Genomic DNA, 14,847 nt, shown 5'->3' on the forward strand with positions numbered 1-14,847 from the left:
TCGTGTTGCAGCTCTGTCCGAACGGGGCGCGGCGGTTGGACGAGCACAACGCCGTCCCGGTGACGCCGGAACAGGTCGCGGCGGACGTGCGCGCGGTGGTTCCCCTCGGCGTCGGCTCCGTCCACCTGCACCCCAGGGTCGCCGGCGGCCCGGAGACCATGGAGCCGGAGGAGGTGGCGGCGGCGGTCGCCGCCGTGCGCGCCGTGGCGCCCGGCATCGAGGTGGGGGTCACCACGGCCGCGTGGGTCGAGCCGGACCCCACCCGACGGGTCGCGCACGTGCTGCGCTGGGCCGCCCTCGGCCAGGACCGGCCGGACGTCGCCTCGGTCAACGTGCACGAGGACGGCTGGCGGGAGGTCGTGCAGGCGCTCCGGATGGCCGGCATCGGGGTGGAGCTGGGCGTCTGGACGGCGGCGGACGCGGCGCAGGTGCGGGAGGCGGGGCTCGTCGACGGCGCGGTCCGCGTCCTGGTCGAGGTGGTCGACCCCGACCCGAACGACGCGCTGGCCGAGGCGCGGCGGATCATCGACGAGCTGGGCGACACCGAGGCGCCGCTGCTGCTGCACGGCGAGGACTCCGGCTGCTGGGCGGTCCTGGCCGAGGCCGGTCGGCGTCAGCTCGCCACCAGGATCGGCCTGGAGGACACCCTCCTGCTGCCCGACGGGCGGGTCGCCACGAGCAACGCCGAGCTGGTGGCCACGGCCCGTCGGCTCCTGGGCGGCAACCACACCACGCACGCGAACTGACGCCACGCGCGTGGTGGGGCGGCTCGGCGACGGGGTGGGGTGGGGCGGGCCGTTCGTCGCACCCGGAGAGCGAACGGCCCGGTCCCCCTGGTCACCTGATTCCCGCGGTCGCCCGTGCTCCTGGTCGCCCGTGCCTCTGGTCGCACGGTGTCCCAGGTAGCCGGTGTCCCAGGTTGCCGGTGCCCCAGGTCGCCGGTGTCCCTGGTCGCCGGTGTCCCTGGTCGCCGTACCCCCCGGTCAGCCGTCGAGGACGACGGAGACGATGCCGGCGAGATGGGCGAGCCGGGCGACCTCGGCGGCCCGGAACATCGGCCCGCCCGGCCGGCCCACGAGCAGGACGCGGTGCGGGTTGCCCAGCGGCGTGGCGGCCAGCTCGGTCCCCAGCTCCCGCCAGGTCGGCGGCACCCACTCCTCCTCGCCGTCCAGGACCGTGGCCCGCTCCAGGGGCAGCCACGGCAGGTCCACCGCCCTGGTCTCGGGGGCCGCGCCGCTGGCGGCCAGGCGCTCCACGCCGTCGCCGTCGCGGCCCACGACCAGGGCCCACCCCGAGCGGACGATCCTGGGCACGCCCTCGGTGAACACCTCCAGCCCCCTGCCGGGGTGCGCCGCCGCCACCTCCTCCACGAGCTCCAGCTCGCGGTGGGTGTCGAGCACCCCGGCGTAGGGGCGGACCGCGTCCACGACCACGCCGTCGATCGACTCGGCGGCGGTGATCAGGGCGTCCGGCAGCCGGCCGGACGGCAGTTCGACCACGAGGTCGTCCACGGCGACCCCGGACCCGCGCTCGACCACGTCCACGCTCAGGATGTCGGCGCCGACGCCGCCGAGCGCGGTGGCCACCGCGCCGAGCATGCCGGGCCGGTCCGGGACCTGGACCCGGATCAGGAAGGACACTGCCACGCCTCCCGAGGCCGTGCGCGGGACCTCGCCGCCCGCGGCTGTGTTGTTCGCGGTTGTTCGCGCTGTCTCGCGCTCCGTCGCGATGTGTCGCGTTCTGTCGCGTTGTGTCGCGCACCGAACCCGGGGCGGCCGCGCCGAGCCGGCCGGCGGCACCGCCGGCGGCCGATTCTCGCAGACGGGGGTAGGTGGAAGGGGCGAACGTCCGGATCCCGGGACCCGGGCGGGGCGCGCCGGCCCCGATCCCCGGGTCGGCCCGACAACCCGTTCGGGCCAGCTCACCCGCTCGCCCTAGACTCGGCTGGTCACGCACACCATCGACCAGGGGGTCTCCAGGAGTGCCCGCCATCTCCCGCGACGAGGTCGCCCACCTCGCCAGGCTCGCCAGGCTGGCCGTGACCGACGAGGAGCTCGACGTCTTCGCCGGTCAGCTCGACGTCATCCTCCAGTCCGTGGCCAGGGTGGGTGAGGTCGCCGCCGACGACATCCCGCCGACCTCGCACGCCGTGCCGCTGACCAACGTGTTCCGCGAGGACGTGGTGCGCCCCGGCCTGAGCCAGCAGCAGGCGTTGTCCGGCGCGCCGGAGGCGGAGGACGGCCGGTTCCGCGTTCCCCGCATCCTGGGGGAGGAGCAGTGATGGGCGACCTGACCAGGCTCACCGCGGCCGAGCTGGCCGCGAAGGTGCACAGCCGCGAGGTGAGCGCGGTCGAGGTGGCGCAGGCGCACCTGGACCGGATCGCCGCCGTCGACGGCCGCGTGCACGCGTTCCTGCACGTCGACGCCGAGGGCGCGCTCGCGGCCGCCCGCGCGGTCGACGAGGCGCTGGACTCCGGCGAGGCCCCGGCGTCCCCGCTGGCCGGCGTGCCGCTGGCCCTCAAGGACGTCTTCGCCACCAGGGACATGCCCACCACCTGCGGCTCGAAGATCCTGGACGGCTGGGTCCCGCCGTACGACGCCACGGTCACGCGCAGGCTGCGCGAGGCCGGCGTCGTCATCCTCGGCAAGACCAACATGGACGAGTTCGCCATGGGCTCGTCCACCGAGAACTCGGCCTACGGCCCCACCCGCAACCCGTGGGACCTCGACCGCATCCCCGGCGGCTCGGGCGGCGGCTCCTCCGCGGCGCTGGCCGCGTTCGAGGCGCCGCTGGCCATCGGCACCGACACCGGCGGCTCGATCCGCCAGCCCGGCGCGGTCACCGGCACCGTCGGCGCCAAGCCGACCTACGGCGGCGTGTCCCGCTACGGCCTGGTGGCCTTCTCCTCCTCGCTCGACCAGGGCGGCCCCTGCGGCAGGACGGTGCTGGACACCGCGCTGCTGCACGAGGTGATCGCCGGGCACGACCCGCTCGACTCCACCTCGATCGACGCGCCGGTGCCGCCGGTGGTCGCCGCCGCCAGGGAGGGCGCCGCCGGCGACCTCACCGGGGTGCGGGTCGGCGTGGTGCGGGAGTTCGCCGGCGAGGGCTACCAGCCCGGCGTGCTCGCCGCCTTCCACGCGGCCGTCGAGCAGCTCCGCGCGCTGGGCGCCGAGATCGTCGAGGTGTCCTGCCCGCACTTCACCTACGCGCTGCCGGCGTACTACCTGATCGCGCCGAGCGAGTGCTCGTCCAACCTGGCGCGCTTCGACGCCATGCGCTACGGCCTGCGGGTCGGCGACGACGGCTCCCGCAGCGCCGAGGACGTCATGGCGCTCACCAGGGAGGCCGGCTTCGGCCCCGAGGTGAAGCGGCGCATCATGATCGGCACCTACGCGCTGTCCTCGGGCTACTACGACGCCTACTACGGGCAGGCGCAGAAGGTGCGCACGCTGATCTCCCGCGACTTCGCGGCGGCGTTCGAGCGGGTCGACGTGCTGGTCTCGCCGACCACCCCGACCACGGCGTTCCGGATCGGCGAGCGGGTCGACGACCCGATGGCGATGTACCTGTCCGACCTGTGCACCATCCCGGCCAACCTCGCCGGCAACGCGGCCATGAGCGTGCCGTGCGGCCTGGCCGAGGAGGACGGGCTGCCGGTCGGACTCCAGATCATGGCCCCGGCGATGCGGGACCACCGGATGTACCGGGTCGCCGCCGCCTACGAGGTGGCGCGCGACGCGGGCGCCGGCCGGTTCGCCGACCGGGCGCCGGAGTTGGGGGCGTGATGGACGGGATGCGCAAGCTCCGGGGCGCGCTGATGGTCGCCGGCTCGGCCGCCGGCGCGGTCGGCGTGGTGCGCCAGCTCAGGGCGGCCAGGGAGAAGTCGGACCGGCTGATGCTGGTCAACGCGCTGGGCAACGCCATCGTCGTGATCACCGGTGCCGCGCTCGCCCTGCGCGGCCTGCGGAAGGGCAGGAGCAAGTGACCGCCACCGCCGAGTTGATGGACTACGCCGACGTCGTCGCGCGCTTCGACCCGGTCCTCGGGCTGGAGGTGCACGTCGAGCTGTCCACCGCCACCAAGATGTTCTGCGGCTGCGCCAACGTCTTCGGCGGCGAGCCGAACTCCCGGGTGTGCCCGACCTGCCTCGGCCTGCCCGGCGCGCTGCCGGTCGTCAACGGCAAGGCCGTGGAGTCGGCGATCCGGATCGGTCTGGCGCTGAACTGCCAGATCGCGGAGTGGTGCCGGTTCGCCAGGAAGAACTACTTCTACCCTGACATGCCGAAGAACTTCCAGACCTCGCAGTACGACGAGCCGATCGCGTACGACGGGTACCTGGACGTGGTGCTGGAGGACGGCGAGATCTTCCGCGTGGGCATCGAGCGGGCCCACATGGAGGAGGACACCGGCAAGTCGCTGCACGTCGGTGGCGCGACCGGCCGCATCCACGGCGCCGAGCACTCGCTGCTGGACTACAACCGCGCGGGCGTGCCGCTGATCGAGATCGTCACCAAGCCGATCGTCGGCGCGGGGGAGCGGGCGCCCGAGGTGGCCCGCGCCTACGTGACCGCGCTGCGCGACCTGCTCCGCGCGCTCGACGTCTCCGACGTGCGCATGGACCAGGGCTCGCTGCGCTGCGACGCCAACGTGTCGCTGATGCCCAAGGGCGCCGAGGAGTTCGGCACCCGCAGCGAGACCAAGAACGTCAACTCGCTGCGCTCGGTGGAGCGCGCCGTGCGGTACGAGATGTGCCGGCAGGGCGCGGTCCTAGCCGCCGGCGGCACCGTGGTGCAGGAGACGCGGCACTTCGACGAGGCGACCGGCAGCACGTCCTCCGGGCGGCGCAAGGAGACCGCCGAGGACTACCGCTACTTCCCCGAGCCCGACCTGGTGCCGATCGCGCCGGCGCGGGAGTGGGTGGAGCAACTCCGGACCACCCTGCCCGAGCTGCCGTGGGAGCGGCGCCGCCGGGCCCAGGAGGAGTGGGGCCTGTCCGACGCCGAGCTGCGCGACCTGGTCAACGCGGGCGCGTTGGAGCTGGTCGCCGAGACGGTCGAGGCCGGAGCCGCGCCGGGCGAGGCGCGCTCGTGGTGGGTGTCCTACCTCGCGCAGCAGGCCAACGTCCGCGGTGTGGAGCTGGGCGACCTGGAGATCACGCCGGCCCAGGTCGCCAGGGTGATCGCCCTGGTCGCGGAGGGAACGCTGACCAACAAGCTGGCGCGCCAGGTGGTCGACGGCGTGCTCGACGGCGAGGGCGAGCCGGACGAGGTCGTGGAGAAGCGGGGCCTGAAGGTCGTCTCCGACGACTCGGCGCTGCTCGCCGCGATCGACGAGGCGCTGGCCGCCAACGCCGACGTGGCGGAGAAGATCCGGAGCGGCAAGGTGGCCGCCGCCGGCGCGATCGTCGGCGCGGTCATGAAGGCCACCAAGGGCCAGGCCGACGCCAAGCGGGTCCGGGAGCTGGTGCTGGAGCGCTGCGGCCAGGGCTGAGCCGTCGTTTTCTCGTGGACCCGTGGGCGCCGTTCCGGCGGAGCCCACGGGTCCACGGCGTTTCTCAACGTTCTTGGCCCGATGTCCTGGTGCTTCCTGCTGCTCGCGGTCTGACGCCCGCGCACGGCGTTGTCCACAGAGGACTGTCTACGTCGGAGGCCCACTGTTTCCACTGTGGACGCTGGATGCGGGAAGTTGGTGACGGCGCGCGGTGGTGTGGCCGCCGTGCCGGGACGACAGATCGCATCGGCTGCGTGAGGCGGGCGCGGTCGGCGGTTGGTCGCGCTGAGCGTTGCCAGGCGATGTCGCGCGGTGTCGTGGCAGTGCTGGACGGTGTCCGACGGACGGTGCTGGAAAGCGTCAGGCAGCGCGGGACGGCATCACACAGTGCTGGACTGTGTGAGACGGTGTCAGTCTTTACCGTTGTCAGACGGTGTCAGTTCTTATCAGTCTTTACCGTTCGCCGAGCCGGCCTTGTTGAGCGGGATCGCGACGACCCGGTCGTCGCTGGAGACGGGCTGACCACCCGCCTTGTTCATCGTGCCGAAGAACGCGTACGTCCCGTCGGGCCCGACGTCGGCTGCGGAGAGCCGCCCGTACTGGTTCTGCGCGCTGAGCTGCGGCTGCCCCTTGAAGGTGCCGTCGGGGTTCAGGAGGAGGTTGGCGAGCGCGGCCCCGCGTTCCAGGGCGACGGCGATGATGGACGACCCGACCGCGCAACCGCCGACGCCGGGGCGGTCCGGCCAGTTCCACGCGGGGGTGTCGAGCTTGCCGGGGCGCACCTGGAACAACAGGTCCCGGTCCTGCGCCCGGTCGGTCACCCAGCTCGCCTTGCCCTCCCGGTCCGTGCACAGGCCGCCCGGCGCGTGCAGGCCGCTGGCCAGGACGGGGGAGCCGGCGTTCGGGTTGTCCTTGGCGGGCTTGCCGGCCGTGTCGATCCGGAGGACCTTGCCGGCCAGCGAGTTCGGGTCGTTGGCCGCGGCCGCGTTGCCGGCGTCGCCGGTGGCGACCAGCAGGTTCCCCTTCCGGTCGCTGGCCAGCGCGCCCCGGTTGCCCGACCCGCCCTTCGGGATTCCCGTCAGTACGGGCTTGGGGGTGTCGTTGCGGGCGAACCGCACGACGCGGTTGTCGGTGGCCGTGGTGACGTAGGCGTAGATCAGCTCGTCCTCGGCGTAGTTCGGGGACAGCGCCAGCCCGGTCAGCCCGCCGTCACCGGCCGTGTCGACCGGGATCCTGGCGATCTCCACCGGGTCGCGCCCCTTCTCCACCCGCACGACGCGGCCCGTGCGGTCGGCGGCCAGCGCCGTGGCCTCGCCGAGGGTGGCGACGGCCGTGACCGGCTCCAGGCACGTGCCGATCACGGCGGGGTCGAAGTCCCGGCAGCCCTGCGGGGGCGGCACCGACGAGGAGGTCCTGCCGCCCTGGCCGTTCCTCGGCCCGTTCTCCGGGTCGCCCTCGACCCGGGGCTTCGGCCCGGCCTCCGGCGTCAGGTGAGGCTTCTCCTGCCAGTTCTCGGCGGGACGGGCGTCGGGGAACCGCGCGCAGGACGTCACGAGCGCGAGCGCGCTCACGCCGGCGGCCAGTGCGACCCGCACCGCCGGCCGAGTGAACACACGCCTGCGACCCCCACCCATCACGTCCCCACGGTAGGCGGTGCGAGGTGAACCCCTGGTGAGGGTCCCCGCCCCGCCGCAGCCCCGGTCACCTCCCGGCCCGCCGTCGCCTCGCGCGCGACTCCAGCCCTGTAGTAGGGGGGAACCCCCTTTTTCAACGTCTCATGGGGGTCTGACAGAAAACGCCGTCGACGGGTCACCTGGCCGAGTGAAAGCGGGGAATGCCCTGGTCGGGTGAGTGAGAAGGGGAAACCGGCTCCCGGGCGGCGTCGATTCTGTCGGTGGGTGAGTGGGGCGGATGATCGCGGATCCGCGAGGGCCTGCGCGGGCATACGAGGGCATGCGAGGGCATGCCAGGGTGCGCGAACGCATCTGAGGAGACGTACCGGGAACGTACCGGGGGTGCTCCGACCTCGCGCCTTCCCGCCGGCTTCGGGTCTTGGTCGCTCCTCGCGCGCGCCTACAGCGCTGTAGTAGGGGGACCCCCCACTTCTAATGTCGCATGTGGGTCTGACAGAAATGGGCCGCATGCGCGTCGTCTGGGTGAGGGAGGGTGAGGAATTCCCTCGGTCGGTGGTGCGGTCGATTTGTCGATTCGTTGTCGTGGGGAAGTGGTCGGCCGTCGAGCCGGAAATGCGTTGAGGGCGGCGCTCCGCGGAGCGCCGCCCTCGACGTGGGTGACTTGTCGCCTCAGCCGGCGGCCAGCTCGTCGCGTGCCTCGGCGAAGGCGCGGACGGCGCGCTCGACGTCCTCGGTGGAGTGGGCCGCCGAGAGCTGGACCCGGATGCGGGCCAGGCCCTTGGGGACCACCGGGTAGGAGAACGCGATGACGTAGATGCCCTTGGCGAGCAGCAGGTCCGCCATGCGCGCGGCCTCGGCGGCGTCGCCGACCATCACCGGGGTGATGGGGTGGTCGCCGGGCAGGATGTCGAAGCCCAGCTCCGTCATCCGCCGGCGGAACAGCGCCGTGTTCTCCCGCAGCCGGGCGCGCTGCGTGTCCGAGGTGGACAGCAGGTCGAGCACCCTGAGGGACGCCGCGACGATCGACGGCGCCAGCGAGTTCGAGAACAGGTACGGGCGGGAGCGCTGCCGCAGCATCTCCACGATCTCCGCGCGGCCACTGACATAGCCGCCGCTGGCCCCGCCGAGCGCCTTGCCAAGGGTGCCGGTGAGGATGTCGACCCGGTCGCCCACGCCGAACAGCTCCGGGGTGCCCCGACCGCCGTCGCCGACGAAGCCCACGGCGTGCGAGTCGTCCACCATCACCAGGGCGTCGTGCCGCTCGGCGAGGTCGCAGATCTCGTCCAGCGGCGCCACGTAGCCGTCCATCGAGAACACGCCGTCGGTGACGATCAGGCGGTACCGCGCGTCGGCGGCCTCCTTGAGCTTGCGCTCCAGGTCGGCCATGTCCCGGTTGCGGTAGCGGTACCGAGCGGCCTTGGACAGGCGGATGCCGTCGATGATGCTCGCGTGGTTCAGCTCGTCGGAGATGACGGCGTCCGCGTCGGACAGCAGCGTCTCGAAGACGCCGCCGTTGGCGTCGAAGCACGAGCTGTAGAGGATCGTGTCCTCGGTGCCCAGGAACGAGCTGAGCTTCGCCTCCAACTGCTTGTGCGGCTCCTGCGTTCCGCAGATGAACCGCACGGAGGCCATGCCGAAGCCCCACTCGTCCAGCGACGCCTTGGCCGCGGCGACGACCTCGGGGTGGTCGGCCAGGCCGAGGTAGTTGTTGGCGCAGAAGTTCAGCACCTCGTCGCCGCTGACCCTGATCGCCGCGGCCTGCGGGCTGGAGATGATCCGCTCGCCCTTGTAGAGACCGGCGGCGCGGATCTCGTCGAGGGCGGTGCGCAGGTCGTCACGCATCGCGCTGAACACGTCGGTTGCCTCCTCAGGCTCCGGTCGGCTGGCTGGCGGGCAGGACGGGGCGCGTCCAGTCGATCACGACCTTGCCGCAGCGCCCGGAGCGGGCCGCCGCGAACGCCTCGGCGTGCTGCTCGAAGCCGAACCGGTCGGTGATCACCGGGCTGATGTCCAGCCCGCCCTGGAGCAGCACGGACATGGCGTACCAGGTCTCGTACATCTCCCGCCCGTAGATGCCCTTGATGGTCAGCATGTGCGTGACCACCCTGGACATGTCGATCGGGATGTCCTCGGTGGGCAGGCCGAGCACCGCGATCCGTCCGCCGTGCGTCATGTTCGCGATCATGTCGCGCAGCGGACCCGGTCGGCCGGACATCTCCAGGCCGACGTCGAAGCCCTCCTTCATGCCCAGCGTGCGCTGCGCGTCCTCGATGGTGGTCGAGCGCACGTCCAGCGCCAGGCTCACGCCCACCTTGCGGGCCAGCTCCAGCCGGTAGTCGCTGACGTCGGTGATGACCACGTGCCGGGCGCCGGCGTGCCTGGCCACGGCGGCGGCCATGATGCCGATCGGGCCGGCCCCGGTGATCAGCACGTCCTCGCCGAGCACCGGGAACGCCAGCGCGGTGTGCACCGCGTTGCCGAACGGGTCGAAGATCGCGGCCACGTCGAGGTCGACCGGCTGGCGGTGCACCCACACGTTGGACTCGGGCAGCGCGACCAGCTCGGCGAACGCGCCGTCGGTGTGCACGCCCAGCCCGACCGTCCGCACGCAGAGGTGGCGCCGGCCGGCCATGCAGTTGCGGCAGGAGCCGCACACCAGGTGGCCCTCGCCGCTGACCAGGTCGCCGGGCTTGGCCCTGGTGACGCCGGAGCCGACCGCGACGACCTCACCGACGAACTCGTGGCCGAGGACCAGCGGGGCGCGCACCGCGCCGGCCGCCCAGTCGTCCCAGCTCTCGATGTGCAGGTCCGTGCCGCAGATGCCGGTGCGCAGCACCCGGATGAGCACGTCGTTGTCGCCGGGTCGGGGGTCGGGAACCTCGGTCAGCTCCAGCCCCGGGCCGGCGGCGGTCTTCACCAGCGCCTTCACGCCCCTACTGTCGGCAGGGCGCGCGACGAAGTCCATCGACGTTTTCTCGAAAGGGTGTTTAGCTCACCTGAACAGGCGGCCCGCGCGGACGTGCGACGATGGAGGTGTGATCGACCCTCGCCGGCTGCGCGTGCTGCGCGCGCTGGCCGACCACGGCACCGTCACCGCCGCCGCCAGGTCCCTCTACCTGACGCCGTCGGCGGTGTCGCAGCAGTTGGCCGCGCTGGAGTCGGAGGTGGGGCAGCCGCTGCTGGACCGGCGTGGCCGCGCGGTGCGGCTGACCGCCGCCGGGGAGATCCTCGCCTCGCACGCCAGCGCGGTGCTCGCGCAGCTCGAACGGGCCGAGGCCGACCTCGCGGCGTGCGCCAGCGGTGCGGCGGGGCGCGTGGTGGTCGCCGCCTTCGCCACCGCGATCACCATGGTCGTGGCGCCGGCCATCGCGGACCTGAGGGCGCGGGCGCCGAAGGTGGAGGTGCTGGTCAGGGACGCCGAGGGGCACGCCAGCCTGCCGTTGCTGCTGGCCGGCGAGGTGGACATGGCGATCGCGATGGACTACCGGGGCGCACCCGGGGCCGACGACGAGCGCCTGGCGCGGGTCCCGCTCTACGCCGAGCCGTTCGACGCGGTGCTCCCCGCGACGCACCGCCTGGCCGAGGAGGACGGGGTCGCCGTCGGCGAGCTGGCCGCGGAGGAGTGGATCACGCCGTGGCCGGGCAACCCCTGCCACGACGTGGTGCAGCTCGCCTGCGAGAACGCCGGTTTCCAGCCCAGGGTGGCGCACTCCTCGGACGACTTCCGGGCGATCTGCGCGCTGGCGGGGGCGGGGGTGGGCGTGGCGCTGGTCCCCCGGTCCGCGCTGCGCGGCGTGGAGCTGCGGGACGCGGTGATCCGCCCGGTCACCGGTCGGCCGCCCACCCGGCGGGTATTCGCGGCGCTGCGGCGCGGCGGCGAGCGCCACCCCTTGCTGGGCATGACCCTCGACGCGCTGCGCACGGCCGCGGAGGCGTTGGACGAGCGCGCCGAGGGGCCAGGAGCCGAGGGGTCGGGAACCGGCCGGGGCGAACCCGTTTGATCCGCTAACGGACCGAGTACGGTGGCGCTGTGCCGTTCACCGTGCTCGTCCCCTCCGTCGACGCTGTTCCGATCTTCGGTGAGGTCGCGGGCCTGCGCCCGGTCCACTACGACCCGAACGCCCCGCTCCCGCCGGAGGCCGCCGAGGCCGAGGCCCTGGTCGTGCCGATCTGGCCCACGGAGCCGGCCCGCGCGCTCGTCCCCCAACTGCCCCGGCTGCGCCTGGTGCAGACGCTGACCGCCGGGGTCGACGGGTGGGTGGACATGCTGCCGGAGGGCGTCGCCATCGCCTCGGCGCGCGGCGCGCACGGGGGAAGCACCGCCGAGTGGGCGATGACCGCCCTGTTGACCGTCTACCGCCAGTTCCCCGCGTTCCTCGCCCTCCAGGCGGAGCGCCGGTGGGAGCACCGCCAGGTGGACACCCTCCAGGGCAAGCGGGTGCTCGTGGTGGGCGCGGGCGACATCGGGAACCAGCTCCGCCGGCGGCTGGAGGCGTTCGACGCGATCCCCACGATGGTGGGGCGGACGGCCAGGACCGGCGTGCACGGCGTCGACGCCCTGCCCGAGTTGCTGCCGGCGCAGGACGCGGTGGTCGTCGTCGTGCCGCTGACCGAGGAGACCCGGGGCATGGTGGACGCCGACTTCCTCGCCCGCATGCCCGACGGGGCCATCCTGGTCAACGCGGCCAGGGGGCCGGTGGTCGACACCGACGCCCTGCTGGCCGAGCTGCGGCGGGGCCGGCTGCGCGCGGTGCTCGACGTGACCGACCCGGAGCCGCTGCCCGCCGACCATCCACTGTGGACTGTCGAGGGCGTGCTCATCACCCCGCACGTCGGCGGGAACAGCCGGGGCCAGGAGACGCGGGCGTTCCGCGTCGCCGCCGCCCAGGTCGCCGCGTTCGCCGCCGGACGCCGCCCGGACAACCTCGTCACCGGCGCCTACTGACCACCGGCAGCGGCCGGCCGCGCCACCCGGCCCTGCCGGCGTCCCCGCGCCGGTTCCGCCCCCGCCGGTTCCGCCCCCGCCGGATCCGTCCGATGAGGACGCTCTCCGCCGTCCCGTTCGAGTCGCCGGTGTGGCCGGGAGCACCTAGCCTGCTGCCCGTGAGCACCCACGACGAGGAGCCAGCGCGCACCGCGCCGATCTTCGAGCCGGAGCCGCGCCCGCTGGGCTGGACCGCCGGCGCGGACCTCGGCCTGCTGGTCCTGCGGCTGGTGCTCGGCGGCACGTTCGTCGCGCACGGCGCGCAGAAGCTCTTCGGCGCCTTCGACGGCCCCGGCATCGCCGGCTTCGCCCAGTACCTGGACGCGCTCGGCTTCCGGCAGACCACCCTGATGGCCTGGGTGACCGGCCTGACCGAGTTCGTCGGCGGTGTCCTGGTGGTGTTGGGCCTGCTCACCCCGCTGGCCGCGGCCGGCCTGCTCGGCGTGATGATCAGCAGCGTGGCGGTGAAGTGGCCCAACGGGTTCTTCACCGGCACGGGTCAGGGGTTCGAACTCGACCTGGTGCTGGCCGCCGCGGCCGCCTGCCTGCTGCTGGCCGGCCCCGGGCGCGCGGCCGTGGACACGGGGCGGGTGTGGATGCGCCGCCCGCTGATCAGCGGCCTGCCGTTCCTGGTGCTCGCCGTCGGCGCCGCGGTCCTCGTCCTGCTGATGGTGCGCGACCGCTGATCCGGCGCCCACGACCGCCCACGACCGCCCGCGACGTCGTCCGGCGACCACCGAAGGGCCGACAGGTGACGGGTCACGGGTGACTCCGGTCAACGACGTGGCGTGACCGGTCGCCGTGACGACGCGTCCCGCCCACGCGACGCGAGGTGCGTGCGCGGGCGGGACGCGTGGAAACGGTGTGGATCACAGGTTCGGGTTGCGGACGGCGCCGGTCGCGGCCGAGGTGGCGAGCTTGGCGTAGGCGCGCAGGGCGAGCGAGACCTGGCGCTGGCGGTCCCTGGGCTGCCACGGCCGCTCGGCGGCCTCCATCTTCGCGCGCCGCTCCGCCAGCACCGCGTCGTCGACGAGCAGCGCCAGCCGCCGCTCGCGGACGTCGATGAGGATCTCGTCGCCGTCCTCGACCAGCCCGATCGCCCCGCCCGCCGCGGCCTCCGGCGAGACGTGCCCCACGGAGATCCCGGACGAGCCGCCGGAGAACCGGCCGTCGGTGATCAACGCGCACACCCTGCCCAGGCCGGCGCCCTTGAGGAACGCGGTGGGGTGCAGCATCTCCTGCATGCCGGGGCCGCCGGCCGGCCCCTCGTACCGCACCACCAGCACCTCGCCGGGCTGGATCTCGCGGTTGAGGATCACCGACACGGCCTGCTCCTGGCTCTCCACCACCCGGGCCGGGCCCCGGAAGTGCCACAGCTCCTCCGGGATGCCCGCGGTCTTGATGACCGCGCCGTCCTCGGCCAGGTTGCCGTACAGCACCGCCAGTCCGCCGTCGGCGGTGTAGGCGTGCGCGGCGTCCCTGATGCAGCCGCCGGCCGCGTCGGTGTCCAAAGAGGACCAACGGTTGGTGGAGGAGAACGCCTGGGTGGTGCGGACCCCGCCCGGCGCGGCGTGGAAGAGCTCCACCGCCTCGGGCGACGGCGACCCGCCCCGGACGTCCCACGTGGACAGCCACTCGGCCAGCGACGGGCTGTGCACGGCGTGCACGTCCCGGTGCAGCAGGCCGGCCCTGTCCAGCTCGCCGAGGATCGCCGGGATGCCGCCGGCCCGGTGCACGTCCTCCATGTGGTAGTCGGAGTTCGGGCTGACCTTGCTCAGGCACGGCACCCTGCGGCTGATCGCGTCGATGTCGGCGAGGGTGAAGTCGACCTCGCCCTCCCGCGCGGCGGCGAGGATGTGCAGCACCGTGTTCGTGGAGCCGCCCATCGCCATGTCCAGCGCCATCGCGTTCTCGAACGCCTTGCGGTCGGCGATCGAGCGGGGCAGCGCCGAGGCGTCGTCGTGCTCGTACCAGCGCCGGGCCAGCTCGACCACGAGCGAGCCGGCGCGCAGGAACAGGTCCCGCCGCGCGGCGTGCGTGGCCAGGGTCGAGCCGTTGCCGGGCAGCGCCAGCCCGAGCGCCTCGGTGAGGCAGTTCATCGAGTTGGCGGTGAACATGCCGGAGCAGGAGCCGCAGGTCGGGCAGGCCGAGCGCTCGACCTCGGCGAGTCCGGCGTCGTCGACCTGGTCGTTGGCCGAGGCGGAGATCGCGGTGATGAGGTCGGTCGGCGCGTGCGCCACGCCGTCCACCACGACCGCCTTGCCAGCCTCCATCGGGCCGCCGGAGACGAACACGGTCGGGATGTTCAGCCGCATCGCGGCGTTGAGCATGCCCGGCGTGATCTTGTCGCAGTTGGAGATGCACACCAGCGCGTCCGCCTGGTGCGCGTTGACCATGTACTCCACCGAGTCGGCGATGATCTCGCGCGAGGGCAGGGAGTAGAGCATGCCGCCGTGGCCCATGGCGATGCCGTCGTCCACCGCGATGGTGTGGAACTCGCGGGGCACGCCGCCGGCCTCCCGCACCGCGCCGGCCACCAGCTCCCCGAGGTCGCGGAGGTGCACGTGCCCCGGCACGAACTGGGTGTAGGAGTTGGCGATGGCCACGATCGGCTTGCCGAAGTCGCTGTCGGTCATGCCGGTGGCACGCCACAGCGCGCGGGCGCCGGCGGCGTTACGGCCGTGGGTGGTGGAGCGGGAGCGCAGCGCGGGCACGGCTCCTCCTGGAGCTGTCGC

At 73.4% G+C, this 14,847-nt stretch carries 13 protein-coding genes; 8 read left to right on the forward strand and 5 right to left on the reverse strand.

Annotated features, from left to right (window positions below):
* Positions 1-2 precede the first annotated feature (2 nt).
* Complete coding sequence (locus LX15_RS18210) at positions 3-746, forward strand: 3-keto-5-aminohexanoate cleavage protein (RefSeq protein ID WP_253670811.1); 744 nt, start codon at positions 3-5, stop codon at positions 744-746.
* A gap of 237 nt (positions 747-983) precedes the next feature.
* On the opposite strand, the gene LX15_RS18215 is transcribed toward LX15_RS18210, so the two are convergent.
* Entirely contained in the window at positions 984-1,640 is a 657-nt protein-coding gene (locus LX15_RS18215; RefSeq protein WP_253670812.1) for an ACT domain-containing protein, read from the reverse strand.
* A gap of 341 nt (positions 1,641-1,981) precedes the next feature.
* On the opposite strand from LX15_RS18215, the gene gatC reads away from it, so the two are divergent.
* Genes gatC through gatB form a run of 4 tightly spaced genes read left to right on the forward strand, consistent with a single transcriptional unit; the run spans position 1,982 to position 5,494 of the window.
* The gene (gene gatC / locus LX15_RS18220; protein WP_253670813.1) at positions 1,982-2,281 is read left to right on the forward strand and encodes an Asp-tRNA(Asn)/Glu-tRNA(Gln) amidotransferase subunit GatC; all 300 of its coding nucleotides are present in this window, start codon (positions 1,982-1,984) and stop codon (positions 2,279-2,281) included.
* Complete coding sequence (gene gatA / locus LX15_RS18225; protein WP_253670814.1) at positions 2,281-3,789, forward strand: Asp-tRNA(Asn)/Glu-tRNA(Gln) amidotransferase subunit GatA; 1,509 nt, start codon at positions 2,281-2,283, stop codon at positions 3,787-3,789. The genes gatC and gatA overlap by 1 nt, the downstream gene beginning before the upstream one ends.
* 8 nt (positions 3,790-3,797) lie before the next feature.
* Positions 3,798-3,989: a hypothetical protein gene (locus LX15_RS18230; protein WP_253670815.1), complete on the forward strand. Its 192-nt coding sequence runs from the start codon at positions 3,798-3,800 to the stop codon at positions 3,987-3,989.
* Positions 3,986-5,494, forward strand: a complete 1,509-nt coding sequence (gatB, locus tag LX15_RS18235) for an Asp-tRNA(Asn)/Glu-tRNA(Gln) amidotransferase subunit GatB (protein WP_253670816.1) — start codon at positions 3,986-3,988, stop codon at positions 5,492-5,494. The genes LX15_RS18230 and gatB overlap by 4 nt, the downstream gene beginning before the upstream one ends.
* A gap of 446 nt (positions 5,495-5,940) precedes the next feature.
* Here gatB and LX15_RS18240 read toward each other — a convergent pair whose 3' ends face one another.
* From LX15_RS18240 to tdh, 3 genes are all read right to left on the reverse strand, one after another.
* Positions 5,941-7,128, reverse strand: a complete 1,188-nt coding sequence (locus LX15_RS18240; protein ID WP_372502750.1) for a PQQ-dependent sugar dehydrogenase — start codon at positions 7,126-7,128, stop codon at positions 5,941-5,943.
* Positions 7,129-7,797: 669 nt separating this feature from the next.
* Positions 7,798-8,982 (reverse strand): glycine C-acetyltransferase, encoded by a 1,185-nt coding sequence (locus LX15_RS18245; RefSeq protein WP_253670818.1) that lies wholly within the window; start codon positions 8,980-8,982, stop codon positions 7,798-7,800.
* 13 nt (positions 8,983-8,995) lie between these two features.
* A complete protein-coding gene (tdh, locus tag LX15_RS18250) occupies positions 8,996-10,057 on the reverse strand; it encodes an L-threonine 3-dehydrogenase (protein WP_253670819.1) in 1,062 nt (353 codons plus the stop codon).
* Positions 10,058-10,163: 106 nt separating this feature from the next.
* Between tdh and LX15_RS18255 the strand changes: the two genes are divergently transcribed.
* The 3 genes from LX15_RS18255 to LX15_RS18265 all read left to right on the forward strand — a co-directional run bounded on the left by LX15_RS18255 (position 10,164) and on the right by LX15_RS18265 (position 12,798).
* Complete coding sequence (locus LX15_RS18255; RefSeq protein ID WP_253670820.1) at positions 10,164-11,129, forward strand: LysR family transcriptional regulator; 966 nt, start codon at positions 10,164-10,166, stop codon at positions 11,127-11,129.
* Positions 11,130-11,158: 29 nt separating this feature from the next.
* Positions 11,159-12,073: a 2-hydroxyacid dehydrogenase gene (locus LX15_RS18260; RefSeq protein ID WP_253670821.1), complete on the forward strand. Its 915-nt coding sequence runs from the start codon at positions 11,159-11,161 to the stop codon at positions 12,071-12,073.
* A gap of 158 nt (positions 12,074-12,231) precedes the next feature.
* Positions 12,232-12,798: a DoxX family protein gene (locus tag LX15_RS18265; protein WP_253670822.1), complete on the forward strand. Its 567-nt coding sequence runs from the start codon at positions 12,232-12,234 to the stop codon at positions 12,796-12,798.
* 183 nt (positions 12,799-12,981) lie between these two features.
* Here the strand turns inward: LX15_RS18265 and ilvD are convergent, their stop codons facing one another.
* Entirely contained in the window at positions 12,982-14,826 is a 1,845-nt protein-coding gene (gene ilvD, locus LX15_RS18270) for a dihydroxy-acid dehydratase (protein ID WP_253670823.1), read from the reverse strand.
* Positions 14,827-14,847 lie beyond the last annotated feature (21 nt).

The sequence above is a fragment of the Streptoalloteichus tenebrarius genome (assembly GCF_024171885.1).
Taxonomy (GTDB): domain Bacteria; phylum Actinomycetota; class Actinomycetes; order Mycobacteriales; family Pseudonocardiaceae; genus Streptoalloteichus; species Streptoalloteichus tenebrarius.

Coding starts and splice junctions, on each gene's coding strand:
- gatA (WP_253670814.1), top strand. CDS start 2,281: ATGGGCGACCTGACCAGGCTCACCGCGGCCGAGCTGGCCGCGAAGGTG.
- LX15_RS18230 (WP_253670815.1), top strand. CDS start 3,798: ATGCGCAAGCTCCGGGGCGCGCTGATGGTCGCCGGCTCGGCCGCCGGC.
- LX15_RS18240 (WP_372502750.1), bottom strand. CDS start 7,128: ATGGGTGGGGGTCGCAGGCGTGTGTTCACTCGGCCGGCGGTGCGGGTC.